We start from the raw sequence: 22,949 nt of genomic DNA, 5'->3' as shown, positions 1-22,949 counted from the left end.
TAGATAGTTAGTGAGCGAGACGAACGCGGACGACATCGATGCGGCGGACGGTGCTGCGGAGCAGGCGGAGTCGGGGACGGCGAACGAGGCGATCATGGAGGCGACCTATCGGGCGCTCTGTACGCATGGGGCGGCCGATCTCTCCGTTCAGGCGATCGCCGACGAGTTCGACAAGAGCAAATCGCTGATCTTCTATCACTACGACTCGCGCGAGGATCTCCTCTCGTCGTTTCTCGCCTATCTCCTGGAGAACTTCAAGAACCGGGTCGCGGCCAGCGAGATCACGGATCCGGTGACGCAGCTCGACGGATTGATCGATAGCCTGCTGTACGGGCCCGACGACAACGAATCCTTCCAGATCGCGATGCTCGAACTCCGCTCGCAGGCCCCGTTCAACGAGGCCTACCGCGAGCAGTTCCGCCGGAATCGTGCGCACGTCCACCGGCTGACCGCACGGGTGATCGACTGTGGGATCGACGACGGCGTCTTCGCACCCGTCGATCCCGATTACATCGCGACGCTGCTGTTGACGATGATCGACGGCGCGCGCCTGCAGCTGGTGGTACTCGGCGACGAGACGATCCTCGATACCACGCGTGCAGCGATCGACGACCGACTCGACGCGACGCTGTTCGCCGAGCAAACGCCTTCCGATTGATACGGTGTGCACCCGTCTGCCGGCGTCAGTACCGTTCACGACACGATTTTCCACACAGCAGCGAGACGCGTGTGATTTAACCACCGCAGGCGAAACGGTCGTCGAGAACGCTCGATGTACGACACCATCTTGGTCCCGACCGACGGCAGTGAGGGAGCAGAAGCGGCTGCACGACACGCATTGGCGCTCGCGAACGCGTTCGACAGCGACCTGCGCTTCCTGAGCGTCGTCGACGATCGCTCGTCGAGCAGCGGTTTCACCGGACTTGATTCGCTCGCCGACGAGCAACGCGACGTGCTCGACGAGGGCGCAGCCGAGAACCTCCGATCGCTCGAAGCGCTCGCGACCGACGCCGCCATCCCGTTCGAATCGACCGTCGAACACGGGATTCCCCACCGGACGATCCTCGATCATGCCGACGAGCACGACGCCGATCTCGTTGCGATGGGCACACACGGCCGAACTGGCCTCCAGCGCGTGTTCGTGGGTAGCGTCACCGAGCGGGTCGTCAGAACGAGCGACGTCCCCGTCTTCACGACGCGTGCAGCACCGGACGAGGACGCCGGCTACGGTGACGTGCTGATCCCGACCGACGGCAGCGATGCTGCGAGCGCCGCCGTCGAACACGGGCTCGCCGTCGCCGATCGCTACGACGGCACCGTCCACGCGCTCTCGGTCGTGGATCTGAGTTCGATCACCGGCTCCTACGATACTGGCTCGATCGTCAAAGCCTGGAAGAGCGATTGCGAGCAGGCGGTCGCCGAGATCGCCGACGCGGCCGAGGATCGCGGGATCGACGTCGTCACCGAAGTCGGCCAGAGCACCCCCTACCGCGCGATCGAACGATACGTCAACGACCAGGGAATCGACCTCGTCACGATGGGTACACACGGCCGAACCGGACTCGAACGCTATCTCGTCGGGAGCGTGACCGCCCGCACGGTCAGAACGAGCGACGTTCCGGTGCTCACGACCCGATAGCTACCAGTACCGACCCGATCACAACGAGATCGCTCGGAAATAGCAACTCCCTCGTACTGTTCAGTAAGCCTCCTCTCGTTTACGAATCTTCACACTCAAAGTATAGGTCTCCATATATTTACAAATTCTGACTGTTTGTGAATGAGGTCAGAATAATGCCACAACTGAGATCATCGTTGTGCGACGAGCGCTCGACAACCATTCTCTTCGCGCCAGTAGTGACACCACGGATGCTTCGATTGATGGTCGTTGACCACCTCTGACTCTGTGCCATCGGGCATACCGCGATCTACGTCTCTCCAATCCGATATCTCGGCCAAATAACGTTCCAAAGGCTATCCAAACGCCTCTCACCATGTTCACAAGCCATTGGTCTAACCGTTGTTTCGGACGCATTGCGTCAAAAAATGTTGTCCTCAATCGGATCGCATACAGTACCAACAACATGTTCTACGAGGATGGTCTCTGGAGATCTTCCACATTCGAACCAACGAAACAATCTCTCATCACGTGCTGCTTGAAAGCGTATTCATCACCCGAAAAACATTCTATAGACGACTGAAAGCAGGAAAAGACATTTTGCCATCATAGTAATTTTCTGTATATACAGAGGACAGTAGGACAAAATCGTCATCCGGATGATCCTAGAAAACAGCTTCGTATAATCGGCGATCGATTTTCGCCGAATCGATAACGGCGCTGTCCCTCTTGCTCTCAGAGCGCGGGCGGTTCGCCACCGAATTCCTCGATAAGCGCGGGAATGACATCGAAGAGATCGTCGACGACACCGTAGTCGGCGAGATCGTAGATGGGGGCGCTCGCGTCGGTGTTGATGGCGACGATGGTGTCGGCACCTTTCATGCCGGCGACGTGCTGGACGGCCCCCGAAATCCCGATCGCAATATACACATCGGGTGTCACCACTTTCCCGCTTTGACCCACTTGCCGATTTTTGGGGAGCCAGCCGTTGTCGACGATCGGTCTCGATGAAGAGAGCGTCGCGCCGAGCGTGTCGGCCAACGCTTCGACGAGCGCGATGTTCTCCTCTTCCTCGATGCCGCGACCGACGGAGACGAGCACGTCGGCGTCGGTGATGTCGACATCGCCACCACCGACCTCTTGGAAGCCCGTGACCGTCGAGCGGACGGCCGATTCGTCGATATCCACGTCGAACTGACTGATTTCGGCATCACCAGTGCCCTCGGCGGGAGGCCACTCGCCGGGGCGAATCGTCAGCGCCACTCGATCGGCGTCGACCTCGACCACTGTCTCGACCTTCGAGCCGTACATCTCGCGAGTGACCGAGAGAGTGTCACCATACTCGACGTCGATGGCATCGGTCACCAGCGGGAGCGACAGGCCGTTCGAAACGGCGGGCGCGTAGTCGAGTCCATTGACCGTGTTGGGCAGCAGGAGTACTTCCGGAGCCAGTTCGTCGTAGAGCGCTTCGACAGATTGAGTGTAGATATCGTGGTTGAACTCCTCGCCCTCGCTGACGGTGTGAACCATATCGACGCCCTCCCGATTGAGTTCGTCGGCAAACCCGTCGACATCGCCGCCGATGACGGCCACGTGGAGGTCGCCACCGGCGGCGTCGGCGAGTTCGCGCCCGGCAGTGATCAACTCGAAGCTGACGTCACGAAGATCGCCGCGGCGGTGTTCGGCGACGGCCAGAATATCGCTCATGCTTCGACCCCCTCGTCGCGGAGGAGTTCAGCGAGCTGGTCGGCCTCCTCGTCGGGGCTACCCTCGAAGAGGGTGGCATCGCTTTCGGTCTCGGGCTCGTAGAGCTGCGTCAACGAGACGTCACTGTCGGTGACGCTGGCGTCGAGACCCAACTCGTCGAGGGTTTTGGGGGCGATCTCCTTGGATTGGGCCTGTCGAATCCCGCGCAGGCTCGCATACCGTGGTTCGTTGATCCCCGTCTGGATCGTGAACACGGCCGGGAGTTCGACGTCGGTGAACTCCTCGACGCCACCTTCGAGTTCGCGATGAACCGACGCGGTCTCGGAGCCGGGTTCGTATTCGAGGTCGTTGACGACGGCGGCCCACTCGAAGCCGACCTCTTCGGCGAGGGCAACACCCGTCGCGCCGAAGGCGGTGTCGTCGGACTGAACGCCAGCGAGCACGAGATCGGGCTGTTCGTCCTCGACGACAGCTGCCAGAACGTCGGCTTTGGTCTCGCTGTCGAGGTACTCCGTCCCCTCCAGGTTCTCGTCCCAGACACGAATGGAACGGTCGACGCCCTTGGCGAGTGCCATGCGGATGGTCTCGTCGGCGCGCTCGGGCCCGATCGTCACCGAAACCACTTCGACGTCCTCGCCGGCTTCCTGGAGCTGGACGCCCGCCTCGACGGCGTAGTCGTCCCACTCGTTGAGATCGTAGTTCAGGTACTGCTCGTCGATGGCCAGCCCGTCGATTGCGAACTCGTCCTCGACATCGGCCACCTCCGCCACTGCCACCAGAACCTTCATACAGTCGTTCGTTTCCTCTCGCTATTAACGATACCGGTGTGTGCGACTTCTTGCAGTCCGGCACGCGCTCGCGATCAGCATTTCGGATGCAAACGCCATCGCCGAGCCACCCGTTGTGGTGGCTGTACCAGCAACTGCCGATCCTCGGACATCGCTCCCCTACTGCGCTGCTTTCGATATACACGAAACATTGATGTGGAATCGCCGGCCCATTGCTGTATGGATGCATCCGACACCGTGCCGATACAGTCGCTCAGGACCGCCAAGGACATCGTCGACTTCTTGGTCGAAAACGACGGCGCAGGCGTGACCGAGACCGCCGAATGGATCGACAGGCCGCTGAGCACGACCCACGAATACCTCAATACATTGACTGGAATCGGCTACCTCATCCGTGGCGACGACGGCTACTACGTCAGCTCGCTCCATCTCTCGGTCGGCACGGAGGTACGGAGCCAGGACCCGTTGTACGCGGCGGCGAAACCGGAGATCGACAAGTTCGCCGCCGAGACCGACAACAACATCGTCCTGTTGAAGGAGGAGAGCGGTTATGGCGTCACGCTCTACAGCATCGAGAACGACGATTCGATGCGGATTCAGCCACGAGCGGGCAACCGCAACTATCTCCACATCAACGCGGGCGGCAAGGCCATTCTGGCGAGCCTCCCGCACGAGCGAGTCGAGGCGATCGTCGAAAACGTTGGGCTCGACGCCGTCACCGAGAACACGATCACCGATCGGGAGACGCTGTTCGAGGAGCTCGAAACGATCCGGGAGGTCGGCTACGCCGTCTCGCGCGAGGAGGATATCGTCGGCATCCACGAGATCGCGATCCCGATCCTCGTCGAGGACGCCCGCAACATCGGCTCGATTCTCGTCTACGGCCCGGCGAGCGAGTTCACCGACGAGCGCCTCACCGAGGAACTCCCCGAGGCACTCCGCAGACTCAAGAACGTCCTGGAGTTCAATCTCACGTACGCACAGTACAGCACGACTCAGTGAAATAGGTGAGGGGCTCCCCGATCGACGGCGACGGCTGCGCATCGGAATCCGTTTATTTCACTGCCACGATCGACCCCGTAACGTTATTCCATTGCACTCCGAACTCACTCCGTGACCAGCATCGATCGAATACGGCTGCCGACCCCTTTCGGCGTCGGGGACGTCAACTGTTACCTGCTACCGACGGCCGAACTCACCGTTATCGATCCCGGGCCGGAGACGGCCGACGCTCGGGAGGCGCTCCATTTGGGCCTGAACGAACGTGGCTACTCCGTCGAAGACGTCGAGAACGTCCTCATCACGCACCCACACATGGATCACTTCGGCGGCGCACGGCGGCTCGCCGACGAGGCGGATGCGCGCGTCATCGCTCACGGGGACGCGATCGAGCGCCTCGCGGCCCCGACCGGCCAGTTCGAGGACGAACAGGCGTTCTTCCACGGGTTTCTGCGCTCGATGGGGATGCCGGAAGACACCGTCGAAACGCTTCTCACGCTTCCCGAATCGTACACGGATTTCCAGAGCCCGGTCACGCCGGATCGGACGGTCGCCGACGGCGAGCGACTCGATCTCGGCGTCGTCCTCGACTGCGTTCACACGCCGGGCCACGCCGTCGGTTCGGTCTGCTATCGGCTCCGGAGTGAGAACGCCGTCTTCACCGGCGATCACGTGCTTCCGGACATCACGCCGAATCCGACGCTCACCACACTTCCAGGAAAAAGCAACGAGCGAACGCGAAGCCTCCCGACCTATCTCGCGTCGCTCGACAAACTCCGCACGATCGATGAGACGGTCGGTTACGGTGGCCACGGCGATCGAATGGAATCTCTCCAGAAACGTATCGACGAGACGATCGGCCACCATCACGAGCGAAAGGAACACATCGCGGGGATGATTCCCGATTCGGAGCCGGGAACGACGGCCTATCGACTGATGAACGAGCTGTTTCCGGAACTGCCCGCAACGGAAGGGTTCGTCGGCATCTCCGAGATCGTCGGCCACCTCGATCTGCTGGACGACGAGGGCCGACTCGACTGGCACGAAACCGACGGCGTCAGGAAATGCGTGCTCGCCGGCTGAGTAGCTGTTTCAGGACGGACGAAACAGCGGGACCGTCGTATCTTCGTTGACGTCCTCCCAGACCACTTCGACCGGCATGCCGATCTCGACCGATTCGGGATCGATGTCGACGACCTGCGTGATGAGACGGATGTCCTCGGTCCCATCGAGCAGGACGGTGGAGACGTTGTAGGGGGTGTGATCCTCGTGGGCGGGGCTGGCGGCGTAGTGGGTCGTCGTGTACGTGTAGATCTCGCCGGTGCCGGGAACGTCGGCCCAGTCGACCTCGTACGACCGGCAGTCGGGACAGACCGGCGTGGGTGGGTGTCTGAGCGCGCCACAGTCCGCACACTGCTGGACGACGAGCTCGTGTCGGTTACACGCCTCCCAGAACGGGGCGGTGTCGATCCCCTTCTCCGGGAGCGGGAAGATCTCCTCTCTGGTAGTACCTCTCATTGTCCTCGTCCTCTCCTTCCGGCCACCGTGGAATAAACGTTCCGTCCGTTCGTCCGCCCGTGGTTCGACGGCATCGATATCCGGCTATCGTATCCCATCATCGGGCTATTTCACCCCGTCTCTGACGAGCGTGACTGACGACGGGCAGACGTCCCGGCCGTCGTTGTCCATCGTCACGCCGAGCTCGATCCGACCCTCGTTCTCGTCGACGTCCGTGACCTCGGCTCCGACGGAGAGTTTGTCGCCGGCATAGGCCGTCCCCTGGATCGCGATCTCGCGTTCGGCGATCCGCCACTCCGGGCCGGCCCACTGCACCGCTACCCGATCGGCCAACCCTTGAAGCGCCATCGTGTTGAGGAAGATCGTCTCGTTGCCCCGCGAACGGGTGTACTCGGGATCGTGGTGATGACCCGAGAAGTCCCGCGTCGCGGCCGCGTTGTGGACGACCTTCGTGTACGTGACGGGGAATTCGAACCCTTCGACCCCGTCACCCGGCGAAATCTCCGCGATGTCGATCGACGCGTACGGATCGTCGGGCCCCTGTCCATCCGGCACGTCGATCGCACGACGACCCTCGGCAAAGGGCGTATCGAACGATTCCGTACGTTCCTCCTCGTTGTCGGCGCTGTAGCGGAGCATCACGTTCGACTCCTCGGCGACGAGCTCGCCACCGCCATCGCGATAGGTCGTCTTCTCGGTGACGAAGTTGCCCACACCGACGCGCGTCTCCTTCTCCTCGCTCACGGATTCGATCGAGGTCTGCCAGTTCAGCTGCGTGCCGACCAGCAGCGGTCGATGGATCGTGGTCTTCGACTGCGTGTTGATGATCGTGTCCTTCCCGCCCGGCAACGGCACGTCCGTCACCGAAACGTCCTCGCCGTCGGCCTCCTCGACGTCCGGTCCGGGCGTCCACTCCGGATCCATCTTCCAGGTCCAGAACAGACCAGGTGGGCTCCGGATGGCTCCCCAGTGGTTCGCCGCGAAGCGCTCGTCCCAAAAGGAGGGGTTCGCGTCCTCGATCAGTCCAGCGTAGAACTGGATCATCGAGCGGTTGACCGGCTCGGCCGCGAAGAACGTGTCTCCCGATCGGCCGACCCACTCCTGTGCCTCCTCGAACGATCCCGTCGCTACGTCGATCGCCGTGACGTCGTCGTTGCTGTTGTCTGAACTCATGTTTGTGCTGTGTAACTACGCGGGCGAGAGGATCAGCCCGCTGTGGGGGGTCACGCCCGGCCCGCTGGCGACCAGGCTGTACTCGACGTCGTCGACCTGTGTCGGCGAAGTGCCCCTGACCTGTCGGGCGGCCTCGACGACCAAATTGAACCCGTGGATATACGCCTCCGAGAGGTTGCCGCCCGAGGTGTTGATCGGGAGATCGGCATCGGGACCGATGGCGTTGCCGTCGACGAACAGCTCGCCGGCCTCGCCGCGGGGCGCGAAGCCGTAGTCCTCGGCGGTCATCAGCACCATCCCGGTGAAGTTCTCGTAGAGCTGTGCGACGTCGATGTCGTCGGGCGTGAGCCCGGCGCTCTCGAACAGCCGATCGGCGACCCGCGCGGCGTTCGAAGTGGGATAGTCCTCCAACGGCATGTTGTGCGAAGAGAGGACGCCGCTGCCCCAACCAGGCCCACCGCCCTGCGCGGCCGACGTGATCTCGACGGCGGGCTGTGGTAGGTCGGCGGCGTTCTCGGCCGAAGTGACGAGCACGGCACAGGCCCCGTCGCTCTCCAGACAGCAGTCGTAGAGCTTGTACGGGTCGGTGATGGGTGGCGAGTCCATGTACTCTTCCATCGTCATCTCGCGGTCGTGCATCACGGCCCGCGGGTTGCGGTTCGCGTGGGCGCGCGAGGTGAGCGCGACGTGGCCGAGATGCTCCTGTGGGACGTCGTACTCGTGCATGTAGCGCTGCGCGGGCAGCGCGTACATCTGCGGCGGCGTTTCGAGCCCCAGCGAGTGGGCGAACGCGTCGGTACCCTCCGCGTAATCGATCCCCTGAGTCTGGCCACGACGGCCGAACTGGCCCTGACAGAGCGCGCGGTAGGCGACGACGTACTCTGCCGCACCCGACTCGACGGCCATCGCGGCGTTCATCACCGCGGCGGAGCCGCCACAGCCACCGCCGCCCCAGACCTTGTTCGAGAACTTCACTTCAGGGATGCCGAGCGCGTCGGCGACGAGCGAGCCCTTGTTCCGGTCGTTCGCGTACGACGAGAAGCCGTCGACGTCCTCGATGTCGACGCCGGCGTCCCCGGCGGCGTTCTCGATCGCCTCACAGGCGAGTTCGAACTCGCTGCGGTCGGTCATCTCGCCCTGTTTCACGTATTCGGTCTCGCCGAGTCCGACGATACATGCGTCTGAATTCCACGGCATACCAACTCATCCATGGTCCGAGTAATAAATCCCCCGGACGTGCCGGGAGCAGTAGGTTTAATACTCCGACCTCGGAATCGCTGTTCGCAATGGATCTCGGAATCAGCGACAAGACCGCCGTCGTCACCGGCGGCGGTGGCCGGATCGGCAGCGCCGACTGTGAGATACTCGCCGACGAAGGCGCGGACGTCTACTGTCTCGACGTCGACCTGGAGGGTGCCGAGTCGGTCGCGGCCGACCTCGACGACCTCGACGGCAGCGTCGAGGCGGTCGAGTGTGATCTGACCGACCGCGATGGCGTCGCCTCGACGATCGAGGCGATCCGCGAGGAGAGCGGCGGCGTCGACATCCTCGTCAACAACGCGGCGGCGGTCGACGCGCGCTCGAAGCTCGAAAACTACGACGACGATCTCTGGGACCGCGACGTGGCGGTCAACCTCACCGGGACGTACAACGTCACCCGCGAGGTGTTCCCCGCGATGTGCGAGCGTGGCTGGGGTCGGGTCGTGAACATGACGTCGATCGCGGGCTGGCTCGGCGGGTTCGGCCAGGCCTCTTACTCGGCGACGAAATCCGCGCTCATCGGCTTCGGCAAGACGCTCGCGCTCGAAGGTGCACAGTCGGGTGTCACCGCGAACATCGTCGCGCCGAGCCTCGCGGCGAGCGAGCTCGCCGATCTGGAGCTGGAGGAGATCGAGGCGATGGACGAGCACATGCACCGGATCGTGGAGATGATCCCGATGCGGCGGGCCGGCCGCGAGGAAGACGTCGCGAACCTTGTCGCCTACCTGTCGAGCGAGCAGGCGAACTACGTCACCGGCCAGCTCGTCGGTGTCACCGGCGGTGCGGATCTGTTCGCGTTCTGAGAAACGACTACGACCTTCCAAACGACTCGATCACGATCGAACGCTGCGAACCCCCGTTCTTTCGTTTCAGGATCTCGTCCAATATCGTGCAGGACTGATGTACACGGCCACTCCCTGAAATTCCGCTATTATCGAAAACGTGGTATGGTGGCCTATCATCCCGTTTTGTGAGCGATGCCATCCGAAGAGCCACTAAATTCCCAACCGACTCGTCGACGACTGCGAAGACATGGACGGTCCTGTCCCGGTTTGCGGCCCAGTAGCAGTACGTACGTTTTACATTCGACAATGTCGAAGTCAACTCTTCAGCATATTCGTGGAGCATCCAGAACACCACGTCGCAGTCGAGCACTATTCGTGATCCGCTCGATCGCGAGAACGGTATCGGCCGGGGGCTATCACAAACTGAATAACAGAAGTAACACTGTTATTCTTGGAAAGGCTGATCACTTCTGCTCGGTATGTCTTGTGTAGAACCCGGCAGCTCGAATCGGGAAACGAATGAGAGGAAGAGTGGCGTGTGGTTAGAAATGGTCGATAATTACCAACTGATTCGACGATGCCGAAATATTTCCAGTCACTAACATCGAGAATACCCCCCACGTACCGCGCTTTCTGCCTAATTTCGATACTGTCGGATTTTCTGTGTGAGACGCGAGGATGATTCGCCGGTTGGCACCGACATCGATCGAATCGTTTCGCTCACATCGCCAAAACATTCAAGCGTTCCCGAAGCGTTCGATGGAACAGCATTCCCAATGAACGATCCTGTTATCGTCGACTGCGTCAGAACGCCGTTCGGGGCTGACGGGGGCGTGTTCCGCGACACGCACCCCCAAGACCTCGCGGCCGCACCGCTGCGCGCGCTCGAAGAGCGGGTCGGGTTCGATCCCGCGTCCACCGTCGACGACGCCGCGATCGGCTGTGTCACCGCCATCGACAAGCAGGGGAGCAACATCGGCCGGCACGCGACGATGGTGGCCGGCTGGGGCGACGCGGTCCCGGGCTTCCAGCTCAACCGGATGTGCGGTTCGGGCCAGACGACACTCAATCTCGCCGCTGCGAGCGTGAAATCGGGCTACCGTGACGTGATGATCGCCGGCGGCGTCGAGCACATGACCGACCACTCCATCGGGGACGACGCGGGCGAACGTAGCGAGACCTACCACGAGCAGTTCCCGGTCGGCAGCCAGACCAACCAGTTCCAGGGAGCCGAACTCATCGCCGATCGCTGGGACATCACCCGCGAGGACGTCGATTCGATCGCCCTCGACTCCCAACGCCGCTGGAAGGAGGCGTGGGATGCCGGCCACTACGACAGTCAGGTGACGCCCGTCGAGACCGAACTCGATGGCGAGGACATTACTGTGGAGGTCGACGAACACCCCCGGCCGGAGACGGACAGGGAGACGCTCTCGAACCTGCCGGTCATCGCGCGGGAGGAGGGCGACGGCGTCATCCACGCGGGCAACTCCTCGGGCGTCGTCGACGGCTCGGCAGCGCTACTGGTCGCGGACCCCGACGTCGCCGACGATCGCGGCTGGGATCCGATGGCCCGCATCGTCGATACGCACATCGTCGGGGTTTCGCCCGAGACGATCCTTACTGGTCCCCTACCGGCGACCAACGAGATCCTCGCGGCGAACGATATGACCGGGGCCGATATCGACCTGTTCGAGTGCAACGAGGCGTTCGCGTCGGTCGTCGCGGCGTGGCTCCAGGACACCGACGCCGAGTGGGACCGGACCAACGTCTGGGGCGGGGCGATCGCCCACGGCCACCCGCTCGGCGCGACCGGCAGCATGCTCGTGACGAAACTCGCCCACCAGCTCCAAGAGACCGGCCAGCGCTACGGGCTCTCGACGATGTGTATCGGGCTCGGCATGGGCGTCGCCACCATCATCGAGCGCGTGTAACGCGACGCCCCGGCCGTTTTCGCGATTCCGGCACGCACAGCGACGTCGATAGCACCCCAACCATTATGCTATCACCCCTCATACTTTTTGGGAGTGATATGAGGTACTACGAACAATCCCCACTTCGGCACATGGGCGACGTTCCGTCAGCAGGGGCACGGCGGTACGGTGACGAAACCGCGGTCGCCTATCGAGGCAGCGAACAGTCGTACGACGAACTCGAAACGCGGTCGAACCGACTCGCGAACGCGCTCGTCACATCAGGCATCGAATCCGGCGAGCGCGTGGGAATCTACATGGAGAACAACCTCGAATGGTTGGCTGCGCTCTTCGGCGTCATCAAGAGCGGGGCGGTCGCGGTGCCGTTGAACTTCCGTCGAGCGATTCCAGGAACGACGCACGTCCTCGCGGATGCGGGAATCGACACCGTCATCGGTTCGTCACCGTTCGCCGAGGCGTTCGAGCACCTCCACGAAGACGGAGCGGTCTCACAGGTCTCCGTTGTCGGGGCCGATGACGAACACGCGTTCACTGCGTACGAGGACTGGCTTGCCGATCGGTCGCGGACGTTCGACCGACCGGCACGTGGCTTCGACGACGTGGCGCTCCAGTGTTACACCTCCGGGACGACCGGCGATCCGAAGGGCGTCCCGGTGTCGCACCGAAACCTCCTCACGACCCTCAACTCGTTCGACATGCTCACCGGCACCGACCCGGAAACGGGGGTCGTCGTCACCATCTCGCCGCTGTTTCACATGATGGGCCTCACGGGCACCGCGTTGCTGGCGCTGTATACGGGTCGCACGTTGATCATGAAGAACACGCCCGAACCCGACGCCTTGCTCGACGCGATCACCGAACACGGGGCGACCGATTTCGCCGCGGTTCCGACCATCTACATGGGAATGGTGCGGGAACTCGAAGCCAACCCCGAGCAGTACGACATCGATTCGATCGACTCGCTGGGGACCGGTGCCGCCCCGCTTCCCGACGACACTCGTCGAAAGATCGAGGGGACGTTCGGCGTTCCGCTCGGCGAGGGATGGGGAACGACCGAAACCGCTGCGGCCGGGACCACCGATGCGGCCAGAGGCGTCCAGAAGGGGGCAGGCTGTATCGGCCAGCCGATACCGGGCGTCGAGCTGAAACTGGTCGATCCATCAACCCGCGAGACGCGCGTCCCGCCCGAGCATCTCGACCCGACCACCCCGGCCGATCTGACTGGCTACGAACCGGATTTCGACGACGAACCGAGCTACACGGGCGAGATCGCGATCCGCGGCCCACAGATATTCGAGGGGTATCACGACATGCCGGAGCAAACGGCCGCGGCCTTCGACGACGAGGGCTGGTTCTACACCAAGGATATCGCGCGCGTCGACGAGGATCGGTTCCTCTGGATGGTCGATCGCGCCGACGACATGCTCGTCGTCGGCGGCGAGAACGTCTATCCCGCGGAGGTCGAAGACGAACTGTTCTTCCACCCCGCCGTTGCCGAGGCGGCGGTCGTCGCCGCCCCGCACGAGACGAAAGGTGAGGCACCGGTCGCCTACGTCGTCACCGAAGAAGGGGATGCTATCACCGAGGACGAACTCCGCCGGTTCGCCCTGGATCGTGTCGCCAGCTACGCCCACCCCAGACGCGTGTTCTTCGTCGACGAGCTTCCCAAAAGCGCGACCCAGAAGGTCCAACGGTACAAGCTCGAAGAGCGCGTCGAAGCCGACCTCGATGGACCGCTCACGACCAGCGATCGGTTGTGAGGCTGTCCCGCTGACGCGTTCTTCCGCGTCCGACCTCGATTTCCATCAGCCTCATCGTCGGGACGCGGATGTGACGGGCAAACGACTCGTCTACAGCCGGATGTCGGCGATCCGTCGGCGGTGTTCCGTCGGCGAGCCGAGGAGGTTCGCCCACGTCTTCGCCTGTTTGAGGAAGATGTGGCCATCGTGATCCCATGTGTAGCCCGTCGCGCCGTGGTTGAAGATATCGTCCTCGAAGAGATCACCACAGCGCTCGGTGCAGTACCAGGTCGCCCTTGAAACGGCCTGGCGTGCGTCGTCCTCGTCGTTCGCGATCGCCCACGCCGCGTAGTAGGTGAGCGACCGCGCGGCCTCCGTGTCGAGCCACATGTCGGCAATACGGTGTTTGACCGCCTGGAACTGCCCGATCGGCTGATCGAACTGCTCGCGCTGCTTGCCGTACTCGACCGACCGGTCGACCGCCTCGTCGGCTCCGCCGACGAGCATCGCACACATCGAGACGTTGAGGCGGTCGATGGCGCGTTCGAGTGCGTCCCCGCCGCCGTCAACCGGACCGAGCCGTGCGTCGGAAACCTCGACCGCGTCGAAGGTCAGTTCGTACAGCGGTCGAGTCTCATCGAGCGTGTCGAGCTGCTCCGCCTCCGCCGCCGCGGGATCGACGAAGAACAGCGTGATGCCGCCGTAGCCGGTGTCCTGACGGGTTCGGGCGGGCACGACCACTCGATCGACGCTTTCGGCGTAGGGAACGAGCGTCTTCGTCCCGTCGAGGCGATAGCCGTCGTCCGTGGGTTCGGCCTCCATCCGGATGGCCTCGGGGAGGGATTCGGTGGCGTCGTCGTAGAGCGCGACGCTCGCACGGAGATCGCCGTCGGCGATCGCCGGCAGGAACTGCTCTTTCTGTTCGTCGGTGCCGAGCTCGGTGAGCAACGGAACGGTGAATCCGAGCGTTTCGGGCAGCGGTCCTGGGAGCGCGACCCGGCCAGCCTCCTCGAACAGCAGCGAGAGGTAGAGCAGGTCGTCACCCAAGCCACCGTATTCGAGCGGCACGCTCAACGCGGGGTAGTCCATTTCTGCGAGACCGTCCCAGACCTCGTCGACGACGTCCTCGCCGTCCATCTGTCGGCGGGCGAGCTCGATACCGCCCTCCGATTCGAGGTAGTCGCGCACCGATTCCTGCATCTGCGTCTGTTCGTCCGAGAGCGTGAAATCCATCGTTTACTCCTGATCTCCTTTCGGCAGTCCGAGCACGCGTTCGCCGATGATGTTGCGCTGGATGTCCGACGTCCCGCCGCCGATCCGGATCGAGATGTTCGCGAGCGAGTCCTTCGCCGCCCCGTTCGGCGAGTCGTCGCCCCAGAGCGCCGCCTTCGGCCCGCCGAGTTTCACTCTGAACCGATGGAGATCGGCGGCGACCTCGCTGTCGTACAGTTTGCCGAACGAGGCCTCGGCACCGAGATCGCCGTTCATCTGCTTGCTCACGTTGCGGAAGTAGGTCAGCTTCGCCGCCTGGATTCGCGTATCGAACTCGGCGAGTTTCTCGCGAACGTGTGGATCCTCCACCAGCGGTGTGCCGCCGCGCGTCTCGTTCTTGCAGAACTCGACGAGTTCGTCGAAGCGCCGTTCGAGATCGAGCGACTGCGAGAGCGAGATCCGCTCGAAGGAGAGCTGTCGCATGGCGACCTCCCAGCCCTCGTCGACTTCGTTGAGGACGTTCTCCTTCGGGGTCGTCGCGTCGTCGAAGTAGACCTGGTTGAACTCGCGCTCGTCGGTGATCTGGCGAATACGCTCTGTCGTCACACCCTCCTGATCCATGTCGACGATGAGAGCGGTGATGCCGTGGTGTTTCGGTCCCGAATTATCGGTGCGAGTGAACATGTAACACCAGTCGGCCTTGTGGGCGTGCGTCGTCCAGATCTTCTGGCCGTTGATGCGGAACTGGTCGCCCTCGTCGACTGCCTTGCATTGGAGGCTCGCGAGGTCGGAGCCGACGTCGGGTTCGGAGTAGCCGATACACCAGAGCTCCTCACCATTCAGGATCTTCGGCAGGAAGCGTTCCTTCTGTTCTTCGGTGCCGAACCCCTCGATCGCCGGGCCGACGAGGTCGACGCCGATCTCGCTGCGCTCGGGCGGCGGGTTCACACGGGCCTTCTCCTGCTGGTAGATCAACTGCTGCATCAGGCTCGCATCACGACCGCCGTACTCCTCGGGCCAGTGAATCGCCGCCCAGCCGCCCTCGTGGAGTTTCCGCTGCCACTCCCGGAGGAACTGTTCGCGTTCGTCCTCGTCGTCCGGCAGGTCGCGATCGCCCTCGATCCAGCCGTCGGGGAGGTTCTCCTCGTACCACTCCCGGATCTCGCGGCGGAACGCCTCCTGCTCGTCAGTATAGTCGAAGTTCATGCGTGGTTTTGCAACCGTCGATACGTCGGTAGTTATCTTTGATAAATGTTTTCCCTCCCACCATCGGGTTCCGATTTTCAGGTCGGTCTCCTCCCCCCCCCCCTCCCCTCCTTCTCTTTCCTCCCTTTTCCTCGCCTTCTCCCCCTTCCTTCGTCCCTTTCCGCTCCCCCACAATCGCCGGCCGCGGAAAACGATAACAATCTATGGGAAAGAACTAAGACATATGGTTTCAAACGTGACGGATCGAAGGATGAAGTTTCACCAACGGACACCGCTCCGACATCTCGGAGATCTCCCGTCGATGGGGGCCGAGCGATACGGGGAGAAGACGGCGATGCATCACCAGGAAGACGAACTGAACTACGCGGAGCTCGAAGCCACGGCCAACAGGGTCGCGAACGGGCTCGTCGACGCGGGCGTCGAACCGGGCGATCGGGTCGCCATCGCGATGGAGAACAACCTCACGTACATGCCGGTCGCGTTCGGCATCTGCAAGGTGGGGGCGGTGGCCGTACCGCTCAACGTCCAGCTGGCACACGATCGGCTCGTCTATGTCCTAGAGGACGCGGGCGTCGACGTCCTGTTCGGCTCCGAACGACTGGGCGAGCTGGTCGCCGGGCTCAACGAGGCGCTCGATCTCGAACACGCGTTCGTCCCGGGCGGTGAAGCGGCTGCGGGCGTCACGGACTACGACGAATGGATCGCGGACCGCTCCACGGAGTTCAAGACCATCGACCGCGACTACGAGTCTGACGCCTGTTTCCAGGGCTATACGAGCGGGACCACGGGCAACCCGAAGGGTGTCCCGATGACCCACCGCAACATCCTCACGACGCTGCAGGCGTTCGCCGAAACGCAGGCGATCGACCCGGAGGAGGACTCGATACTGCTGATCACGCCGATGTACCACATCATCGGGCTGATCGGCAGTACGCTGTTTACGCTGTACAGCGGGCGGTCGGTCGTGCTCCAGAATCAGGTCAGGCCGGACGTCCTGCTCGAAACGATCGATCGCCGCGGGATCACCGACTTCACCGGCGTTCCGGCGCTGTACATCAGCATGGTGCAGGAGCTCGAAGCCAACCCCGAGCAGTACGACGTCTCCTCGATCAAGACCCTGGGGATCGGCGCGGCACCGCTGGCAGCCGACACCCGCAACCGCATCGAGGATGGCTTCGGCGTCGCGCTCGTCGAGGGCTGGGGGATGACCGAGACCACGGCCGGCACGGCCGCATCCGCGAGGGGCGTCCAGAAGGGCGCGGGCTGTATCGGCCAGCCGATGCCGGGCGTCGAGATGAAGCTGGTCGATCCGGTGACTCGCGAGACGCGCGTCCCGCCCGAACATCTCGATCCGACCGCACCGGCCGGCCTCACCGGCTACGAACCGGATTTCGACGACGAACCGAGCTACACGGGCGAGATCGCGATCCGTGGCCCGCCGGTCTTCGAGGGCTACTACAACCTGCCCGAGAAGAACGAGGAGGTGTTCGACGACGAGAGCTGGTTCTACACCAAGGACATCGCGCGCGTCGACGAGGATCGCTTCCTCTGGATGGTCGATCGCAGCGACGACATGCTCGTCGTCGGCGGCGAGAATGTCTATCCCGCCGAAATCGAGGACGAACTGTTCTTCCATCCCGACGTCGAGGAGGCGGCGGTCGTCGCCGCCGATCACGAGGTGAAGGGTGAGGCACCGGTCGCCTACGTCGTCCGCGAGGAGGGGGCGAGCGTCACCGAGAACGAAATCCGTCGGTTCGCCCTGGAGAACGTCGCGGCATACGCCCACCCGCGGCGAGTGTTCTTCGTGGACGAACTCCCGAAAAGCGCAACTCAGAAGGTCCAACGGTACAAGCTCGAAGAGCGTGTCGAGTCGGAGGTCGGCACGCTCGAACCGAGCGAGGAGCTGTAAACCAGGTCGTTCTCGTCGTCTCCGTACAATCACCTGCCGTTTGGATGTGGTGGCGTCGTCAGTATTGATGGCGCTCGCAACGATCTCGTCATTCGAAACTGTGCGTCCGAACCAGTCGTTGCCTAGTTCAGTGTCGATCGAAACCACGGATCATGATAACAGTAGACATAAACTATATACGTGGCGGGCTGAATCGATAGGTGATGCCCGAGGCTAGCTTCGAGATCCCCGACCAGAAAATCGGTCTCACCGGCGCAACGGCGCTCGCAATCGGCAACGCGATCGCAGCAACGACGTTCATCGTCCCTGCCGAACTCCTGGCGACCGGAGTTGGTCCGAGCATGGCGCTGGCTGCCCTCCTGGTGGTGATTCCGACGGTGGTGCTGTTCGTGTTCATGCTCCAGCTCGGCGGTGCGATGCCGACGTCCGGCGGCGGCTACGTGTACAACTCCGTACTCTTGAGCCCGTTCTGGGGGTTCGCCAGACCGTGGGTTTCGCTGCCGGCGATCTGGTTCGGGTTGCCGTTTACTGCGCAGGCGTTCGCCCAGTATCTCCGCTTTTATCTCCCACTCGACGTGACGCTGGGATCGACGATCGCGTTCACGATCCCGACCGTTTCGACGGAACTGCTCGTCGGGGGTCTGATCTTCGCGTTCATGATCATCAACATCCTCGGCATTCGGGCGACGGCGCTGATCCAGTACGGACTGGTCACGATCATCATCGTCGCCTCGGCGCTGTTCGTCGGCGTTGGACTGTTCCACATCAGTCCCGGGAACTTCACGCCGGTGTTTCCGGGTGAAGCGGTCGATCCCTTCGTTGCGGCCGTGATCACGCTGTTCCTCGGGATGACGGGGTTCAGTCTTCCCCTGCAACTCGGTGAGGAAATCGAGAACCCGATACGGAACATTCCCCGATCGATCGCGCTCAGTACGATTATCGGAATGACGCTTCTCACGGGGCTCATCGTCGTGGCCATCGGCGTCGTTCACTGGACCGAGTGGGCGGGTGCCGAGGCCGGCATCGCGGTCGTTGCCCGTGAGTTCCTTCCGTGGTGGGGCGTATTCTTGATCGTGGCCGCGGCGATAGTCGGCGGTCTCACGACGGTAAACGCAGTGTTCGTGAACGTCTCCCGGATCGTCATGCGGGCGGCTCGCGACGGCGTCATCCCCAATCAGCTCGCGCACATCAACGAGCGCTGGGGGAGCCCGGATGCCGCCATTCTCGCGATGGGCATCCCGGCACTCGTCATCGTCCCGTTCGCGCCGGGGTTGCTCGAACTCGCGTTCGTCCTCTCGCTGTCCTTTCTGATGGACATGGTCTTTCTCGCGCTCGGGGCGCTCCAGCTCACCCGTCGCTTCCCCGAGCGCTACGAGAAGTCCACCTACCGCGTTCCCAAAGCGCTGCTCTACCCGCTGGTGGCCATCGGTGTCGTCATCCCCGTCGGTCTGTGGATCCTGCTGGGACTCGGGGAAGGTTCGGGGCTTATCATCGCGACCGCGGTCCCGGTCTGGCTCGGAATCGGATACGCCGTCTATCGCTACCGCGTGTGGCGCTACGCACAACGCGGCATCGACCTCCCCGAGCGGATGCGCCATCTCCACGAACACGAGGCCGAGATGGCATCCGACTTCGACGGTGTCGCCACGGCCGACGACGACTGAATCGATGACACGCACATCGACGACCCCTACGACAGCCATCCGGTCGCCTCGACGACGCTGATCGAAGACATCGATGTTCCAAAATCACTGATGGGCGTCGGCGAACCGTTGCGATCGGAACGGGATGAGTAGTTATTTGCCTTCGAACTCCGGTTCGCGCTGCTCTGAGAAGGCGGCCATCCCCTCGGCGAGATCGTCGGTGTCGAGGAGATGGCCGAGACTGCTCGCCTCAACCTCCAGGCCGGCGTCGATGCTCTCGGCGGCGGCGTGGATCGCACGTTTCGTGTACCGCTGGGCGATCGGCGGCCCTTCGGCGATCGACTGGGCGAAGTCGATGGCGCGCTCGTCGAACTCGTCGTCGGGGTAGATTTCGTGGACGTACTGCCATTCCTGCATCCGTTCGGCCGAAAAGCGGTCGGCGGTGAAGATGATGTATTTCGCCGTGCTCTCGCCGACGAGCTGCTGGAGGCGGGCGGAGCCACCCCAGCCAGGCAGGAGACCGAGGTTGTGCTCGGGCAGGCCGAACTCCGCGCTCTCGGACGCGACGCGCAGATCGGCACACATCGTGAGCTCCATGCCGGCTCCAAGGGCGAAGCCGTCCACGGCGGCGATCACGGGCAGCGGTGATTCGCGGAACTGTCCGAACACCGACTGGCCGTGGCGCGACGATTCGACACCGGATCGCGTCGGATCGTCACCGCCGTCGTCCATCCCGTCGCCGACGTCCGCGCCGGCCGAGAACGCCCGTCCCTCGCCCGTGATGACGATCGCGCGAGTGCTGTCGTCGTCTTCGAGCTCCGAGAGCGCGTCGGTGAGTTCTTCGGCCATCGCGGGCGAGAAGGTGTTCATCTCCTCGGGCCGGTCCAGCACGATGTGGCCGAGCGTGTCGGATTCCCGTTCAACTCGGATCGAAGTGTAGGTGTGCTCGCTCATGGAGTGTGCCAGCGCCGACTCCGGCGCTGGTTCGGCGGGGGTTCGCCCCCGCCCCTAATCCGTGTTTCCCTTCCACACGCCGACGGCGGCCGTGAGTCCCGCGCTTTTTCGATCACTGCACAAGGTATATGTGGAGCTGCCCCGTCCGATAGCCCGTCGAGACAGACAATGGATTTCGAGTACACCGAGGACCAAGAACGGTTCCGGCAGGAGCTCCGCGAGTGGCTCCGCGAGAACCTGCCGGACGGGTGGCAAGCGGGCGAACGCCCGGGAACGGACGATCCCGAAGAAAGCGTCGAGTTCCTGCTGGACTGGCAGCGGACGCTCAACGACGGTGGCTGGGCGGGGCTCCACTGGCCCGAGGAGTACGGGGGTGCGGACGCCTCGCTGCTTGAACAGGTCATCTACAATCAGGAGACGGCGCGCGTCGACGCGCCGGCGCGCATCAACGCCGTCGGCATCGACTTCGTCGGCCCGACGCTGATGGAGCTCGGCACCGACGAGCAGAAAGAGCGGTTCCTGCCGAAGATCATCAGCGGCGAGGAACTCTGGTGTCAGGGCTACTCGGAGCCGGACGCCGGTTCCGATCTCGCGAGTCTCTCGCTGTCGGCCGAACGGAACGGTGACGAGTTCCTGCTCAACGGGCAGAAGGTCTGGACGAGCTACGCGCACGTCGCCGACTGGTGTTTCCTGCTGACCAGAACGGACGATTCCGGCCCGAAACACCACGGTATCACCGTCTTCCTGGTCGATATGGATCAGGAGGGCATCCGGACCGAGCCGATTCACCAGATCACCGACGAGACGGATTTCAACGAGGTGTTCTTCGACGACGCCGTGGCGCGCGAAGAGCACATCGTCGGCGAGATCGACGAGGGTTGGGAGGTCGCGATGACGCTCTCGGCGTTCGAACACAGCATGTCGGACGTGTTCTCGATCGAGCAGCGCTGGCGTTCACTCGTTGAGTTCTGTGAGGAGCACGAACGCGATGGCAAACCGCTCGCCGAGCACACCCACGTGCGCCGCGAGCTTGCCCAGCTCCACACCCGCATCCAGGCGGGCAAACTCACCCACTACCGGAACGTGAGCAAGCAGATGGAAACGGGGGTTCCTGGCCCAGAGGGGTCGATGGACAAGGTGTTCAACAACCAGACCGAAAAGAAGCTGGAGAACTTCGCCCGGCGGTTGCTCGGGGCGAACAACGCCCTCTGGACCGACGGACCGGACGACGGCCAGTGGGTGACGGACCTGCTGATGCCCTACGGGAAGATGATCGCCGGCGGGACGAAGGACGTCCAGCGCAACATCATCGCCGAGCGCGTGCTCGGGCTGCCGAAGGACGACTGACATGGACTTCAGAATCAACGACGAACAACGACAGATGCGGGAGACGGCGCGGGAGTTCTTCGAGGATCGAGACGTGCTCGAACGCGCCCGGGAACGGATCGACGGCGAAGCGGTCGTCGACGACCTCTGGGACGACCTCACTGAGATGGATTACCCGGCACTGACGGTGCCGCTCGAACACGGTGGACTCGGCGACGACGTGCTCTACCTCTCGCTGTTGCTCGAAGAGGCCGGGCGGGTCGCGCTGCCGGCCCCGCTGCCCGAAACGCTTGCGTTCGGCGCGTTCGTGCTCGACGAACTCGGATCGGATGCACAGAAGGAGCAGTTCCTGCCGGCGATCGCCGATGGTGACCAACGGCTGAGCTTCGCGCTCTACGAGTCCGGTCAGGAGTCGCTGCCCCGGGATATCCAGCTCGCCGCCGCGCCGACCGACGACGGTTATCGCCTCGACGGGACGAAAACCCTCGTCCCGTTCGGCGAGCAGGTCGATACGATCGTCGTCGCCGCGCGGACGGGTTCCGGCACCGGAACGGAGGGAATCAGTTTCTTCCTGGTGGATGCCGAGCGCGTCGAGAGCGAACCGCAGGACACTCTCGACCGGACGCGCCCGGCGGCGAAACTCCGTTTCGACGACTTCGAGATCGGCGAGAACGCGCTGCTCGGGGCCGAAGGCGAGGCCGGACCGGTACTCCAGAAAGCGATGGATCGCTACACCGTCGCCACCTGTGCGATGACCGTCGGCGCTGCGAGCCGCGCCGTGGAGATGTCGTCCGAGTACGGCAGCCAGCGCGAGCAGTTCGACAAGCCGATCGGACAGTTCCAGGCGGTCAAACACCGCATCGCCGACATGTGGATGGCAACGCAGGCCGCGCGATCGCTCACCTACTACGCGGCGTGGGCGCTCGAAAACGACGAGGAGGACGCTGCGCGTGCGGTCTCGGAGGCCAAGCTGTTCTGTTCGGAGCAGCTCACGCAGGTCTTCGCCGACGACATCCACAACCACGGCGGGATGGGCTTTACCTCGGAACACGACAGCCACATCTTCTTCAAGCAGGCGAAGGCGTGGGAGACGTTCCTCGGCACGCCGACCGAGCATCTCGACCGGATCGCCGACAGCCACGAACTGTAGCCGTCACGTCGACGTTTCGACGCTATTT

19 protein-coding genes are annotated in these 22,949 nt (G+C 63.2%); 11 read left to right on the top strand and 8 right to left on the bottom strand.

The features are described from left to right. The first annotated feature begins 10 nt into the window (after positions 1-10). Together MUK72_RS10100 and MUK72_RS10095 are read left to right on the top strand one after the other, a co-directional pair. Positions 11-658, top strand: a complete 648-nt coding sequence (locus MUK72_RS10100; RefSeq protein ID WP_244699742.1) for a TetR/AcrR family transcriptional regulator — start codon at positions 11-13, stop codon at positions 656-658. Between the two features lie 114 nt (positions 659-772). Then, entirely contained in the window at positions 773-1,639 is an 867-nt protein-coding gene (locus MUK72_RS10095) for a universal stress protein (RefSeq protein WP_244699739.1), read from the top strand. A gap of 714 nt (positions 1,640-2,353) precedes the next feature. Here the strand turns inward: MUK72_RS10095 and MUK72_RS10090 are convergent. Together MUK72_RS10090 and MUK72_RS10085 are read right to left on the bottom strand one after the other, a co-directional pair. Then, complete coding sequence (locus MUK72_RS10090; protein WP_244699736.1) at positions 2,354-3,325, bottom strand: electron transfer flavoprotein subunit alpha/FixB family protein; 972 nt, start codon at positions 3,323-3,325, stop codon at positions 2,354-2,356. Next, entirely contained in the window at positions 3,322-4,113 is a 792-nt protein-coding gene (locus tag MUK72_RS10085; protein ID WP_244699733.1) for an electron transfer flavoprotein subunit beta/FixA family protein, read from the bottom strand. Before MUK72_RS10085 ends, MUK72_RS10090 begins: the two co-directional genes overlap by 4 nt. Positions 4,114-4,332: 219 nt before the next feature. Between MUK72_RS10085 and MUK72_RS10080 the strand changes: the two genes are divergently transcribed. Beyond that, positions 4,333-5,115, top strand: coding sequence for an IclR family transcriptional regulator (locus MUK72_RS10080; RefSeq protein WP_244699730.1), 783 nt, complete (start codon positions 4,333-4,335; stop codon positions 5,113-5,115). Between the two features lie 111 nt (positions 5,116-5,226). Next, complete coding sequence (locus tag MUK72_RS10075; protein ID WP_244699727.1) at positions 5,227-6,195, top strand: MBL fold metallo-hydrolase; 969 nt, start codon at positions 5,227-5,229, stop codon at positions 6,193-6,195. Positions 6,196-6,204: 9 nt separating this feature from the next. Here MUK72_RS10075 and MUK72_RS10070 read toward each other — a convergent pair whose 3' ends face one another. From MUK72_RS10070 to MUK72_RS10060, 3 genes are all read right to left on the bottom strand, one after another. Next, positions 6,205-6,630: a Zn-ribbon domain-containing OB-fold protein gene (locus MUK72_RS10070; protein WP_244699724.1), complete on the bottom strand. Its 426-nt coding sequence runs from the start codon at positions 6,628-6,630 to the stop codon at positions 6,205-6,207. A 105-nt stretch (positions 6,631-6,735) separates the two neighbouring features. Further along, complete coding sequence (locus MUK72_RS10065; protein WP_244699721.1) at positions 6,736-7,803, bottom strand: FAS1-like dehydratase domain-containing protein; 1,068 nt, start codon at positions 7,801-7,803, stop codon at positions 6,736-6,738. A 15-nt stretch (positions 7,804-7,818) separates the two neighbouring features. After that, complete coding sequence (locus MUK72_RS10060) at positions 7,819-9,000, bottom strand: thiolase C-terminal domain-containing protein (RefSeq protein WP_244699719.1); 1,182 nt, start codon at positions 8,998-9,000, stop codon at positions 7,819-7,821. Positions 9,001-9,089: 89 nt separating this feature from the next. Between MUK72_RS10060 and MUK72_RS10055 the strand changes: the two genes are divergently transcribed. The 3 genes from MUK72_RS10055 (at position 9,090) to MUK72_RS10045 (ending at position 13,542) form a co-directional block, all read left to right on the top strand. After that, positions 9,090-9,866 (top strand): SDR family NAD(P)-dependent oxidoreductase, encoded by a 777-nt coding sequence (locus MUK72_RS10055; protein WP_244699716.1) that lies wholly within the window; start codon positions 9,090-9,092, stop codon positions 9,864-9,866. A 758-nt stretch (positions 9,867-10,624) separates the two neighbouring features. Then, entirely contained in the window at positions 10,625-11,782 is a 1,158-nt protein-coding gene (locus MUK72_RS10050; RefSeq protein ID WP_244699714.1) for a thiolase family protein, read from the top strand. A 98-nt stretch (positions 11,783-11,880) separates the two neighbouring features. Then, positions 11,881-13,542, top strand: coding sequence for a class I adenylate-forming enzyme family protein (locus MUK72_RS10045; protein ID WP_244699711.1), 1,662 nt, complete (start codon positions 11,881-11,883; stop codon positions 13,540-13,542). A 90-nt stretch (positions 13,543-13,632) separates the two neighbouring features. Here the strand turns inward: MUK72_RS10045 and MUK72_RS10040 are convergent, their stop codons facing one another. Both MUK72_RS10040 and MUK72_RS10035 read right to left on the bottom strand, forming a co-directional pair. Next, entirely contained in the window at positions 13,633-14,754 is a 1,122-nt protein-coding gene (locus MUK72_RS10040; RefSeq protein ID WP_244699708.1) for an acyl-CoA dehydrogenase family protein, read from the bottom strand. A 3-nt stretch (positions 14,755-14,757) separates the two neighbouring features. After that, positions 14,758-15,939 (bottom strand): acyl-CoA dehydrogenase family protein, encoded by a 1,182-nt coding sequence (locus tag MUK72_RS10035; protein WP_244699705.1) that lies wholly within the window; start codon positions 15,937-15,939, stop codon positions 14,758-14,760. A 301-nt stretch (positions 15,940-16,240) separates the two neighbouring features. On the opposite strand from MUK72_RS10035, the gene MUK72_RS10030 reads away from it, so the two are divergent. Next, positions 16,241-17,848, top strand: a complete 1,608-nt coding sequence (locus MUK72_RS10030) for a class I adenylate-forming enzyme family protein (RefSeq protein WP_244699702.1) — start codon at positions 16,241-16,243, stop codon at positions 17,846-17,848. Positions 17,849-18,051: 203 nt separating this feature from the next. Continuing rightward, positions 18,052-19,512, top strand: a complete 1,461-nt coding sequence (locus MUK72_RS10025) for an APC family permease (protein ID WP_244699699.1) — start codon at positions 18,052-18,054, stop codon at positions 19,510-19,512. Between the two features lie 132 nt (positions 19,513-19,644). Here MUK72_RS10025 and MUK72_RS10020 read toward each other — a convergent pair whose 3' ends face one another. Then, entirely contained in the window at positions 19,645-20,445 is an 801-nt protein-coding gene (locus MUK72_RS10020; RefSeq protein WP_004055132.1) for an enoyl-CoA hydratase/isomerase family protein, read from the bottom strand. Positions 20,446-20,613: 168 nt separating this feature from the next. Here MUK72_RS10020 and MUK72_RS10015 point away from each other — a divergent pair, with 168 nt between their 5' ends. Both MUK72_RS10015 and MUK72_RS10010 read left to right on the top strand, forming a co-directional pair. Next, complete coding sequence (locus MUK72_RS10015) at positions 20,614-21,792, top strand: acyl-CoA dehydrogenase family protein (protein WP_244699695.1); 1,179 nt, start codon at positions 20,614-20,616, stop codon at positions 21,790-21,792. Between the two features lies 1 nt (position 21,793). Next, positions 21,794-22,921, top strand: coding sequence for an acyl-CoA dehydrogenase family protein (locus MUK72_RS10010; RefSeq protein ID WP_244699693.1), 1,128 nt, complete (start codon positions 21,794-21,796; stop codon positions 22,919-22,921). Positions 22,922-22,949 lie beyond the last annotated feature (28 nt).

It is taken from the genome of Halococcus dombrowskii (assembly GCF_022870485.1).
Lineage (GTDB): Archaea > Halobacteriota > Halobacteria > Halobacteriales > Halococcaceae > Halococcus > Halococcus morrhuae.
The sequence above is the reverse complement of the archived record's forward strand: the minus strand, read 5'-3'. Positions and strand labels throughout refer to the sequence as shown.

Coding starts and splice junctions, on each gene's coding strand:
- MUK72_RS10085 (WP_244699733.1), bottom strand. CDS start 4,113: ATGAAGGTTCTGGTGGCAGTGGCGGAGGTGGCCGATGTCGAGGACGAG.
- MUK72_RS10070 (WP_244699724.1), bottom strand. CDS start 6,630: ATGAGAGGTACTACCAGAGAGGAGATCTTCCCGCTCCCGGAGAAGGGG.
- MUK72_RS10055 (WP_244699716.1), top strand. CDS start 9,090: ATGGATCTCGGAATCAGCGACAAGACCGCCGTCGTCACCGGCGGCGGT.
- MUK72_RS10045 (WP_244699711.1), top strand. CDS start 11,881: ATGAGGTACTACGAACAATCCCCACTTCGGCACATGGGCGACGTTCCG.
- MUK72_RS10030 (WP_244699702.1), top strand. CDS start 16,241: ATGGGGGCCGAGCGATACGGGGAGAAGACGGCGATGCATCACCAGGAA.
- MUK72_RS10040 (WP_244699708.1), bottom strand. CDS start 14,754: ATGGATTTCACGCTCTCGGACGAACAGACGCAGATGCAGGAATCGGTG.
- MUK72_RS10010 (WP_244699693.1), top strand. CDS start 21,794: ATGGACTTCAGAATCAACGACGAACAACGACAGATGCGGGAGACGGCG.
- MUK72_RS10025 (WP_244699699.1), top strand. CDS start 18,052: ATGCCCGAGGCTAGCTTCGAGATCCCCGACCAGAAAATCGGTCTCACC.
- MUK72_RS10015 (WP_244699695.1), top strand. CDS start 20,614: ATGGATTTCGAGTACACCGAGGACCAAGAACGGTTCCGGCAGGAGCTC.
- MUK72_RS10065 (WP_244699721.1), bottom strand. CDS start 7,803: ATGAGTTCAGACAACAGCAACGACGACGTCACGGCGATCGACGTAGCG.
- MUK72_RS10090 (WP_244699736.1), bottom strand. CDS start 3,325: ATGAGCGATATTCTGGCCGTCGCCGAACACCGCCGCGGCGATCTTCGT.
- MUK72_RS10035 (WP_244699705.1), bottom strand. CDS start 15,939: ATGAACTTCGACTATACTGACGAGCAGGAGGCGTTCCGCCGCGAGATC.
- MUK72_RS10020 (WP_004055132.1), bottom strand. CDS start 20,445: ATGAGCGAGCACACCTACACTTCGATCCGAGTTGAACGGGAATCCGAC.
- MUK72_RS10050 (WP_244699714.1), top strand. CDS start 10,625: ATGAACGATCCTGTTATCGTCGACTGCGTCAGAACGCCGTTCGGGGCT.
- MUK72_RS10060 (WP_244699719.1), bottom strand. CDS start 9,000: ATGCCGTGGAATTCAGACGCATGTATCGTCGGACTCGGCGAGACCGAA.
- MUK72_RS10095 (WP_244699739.1), top strand. CDS start 773: ATGTACGACACCATCTTGGTCCCGACCGACGGCAGTGAGGGAGCAGAA.
- MUK72_RS10080 (WP_244699730.1), top strand. CDS start 4,333: ATGGATGCATCCGACACCGTGCCGATACAGTCGCTCAGGACCGCCAAG.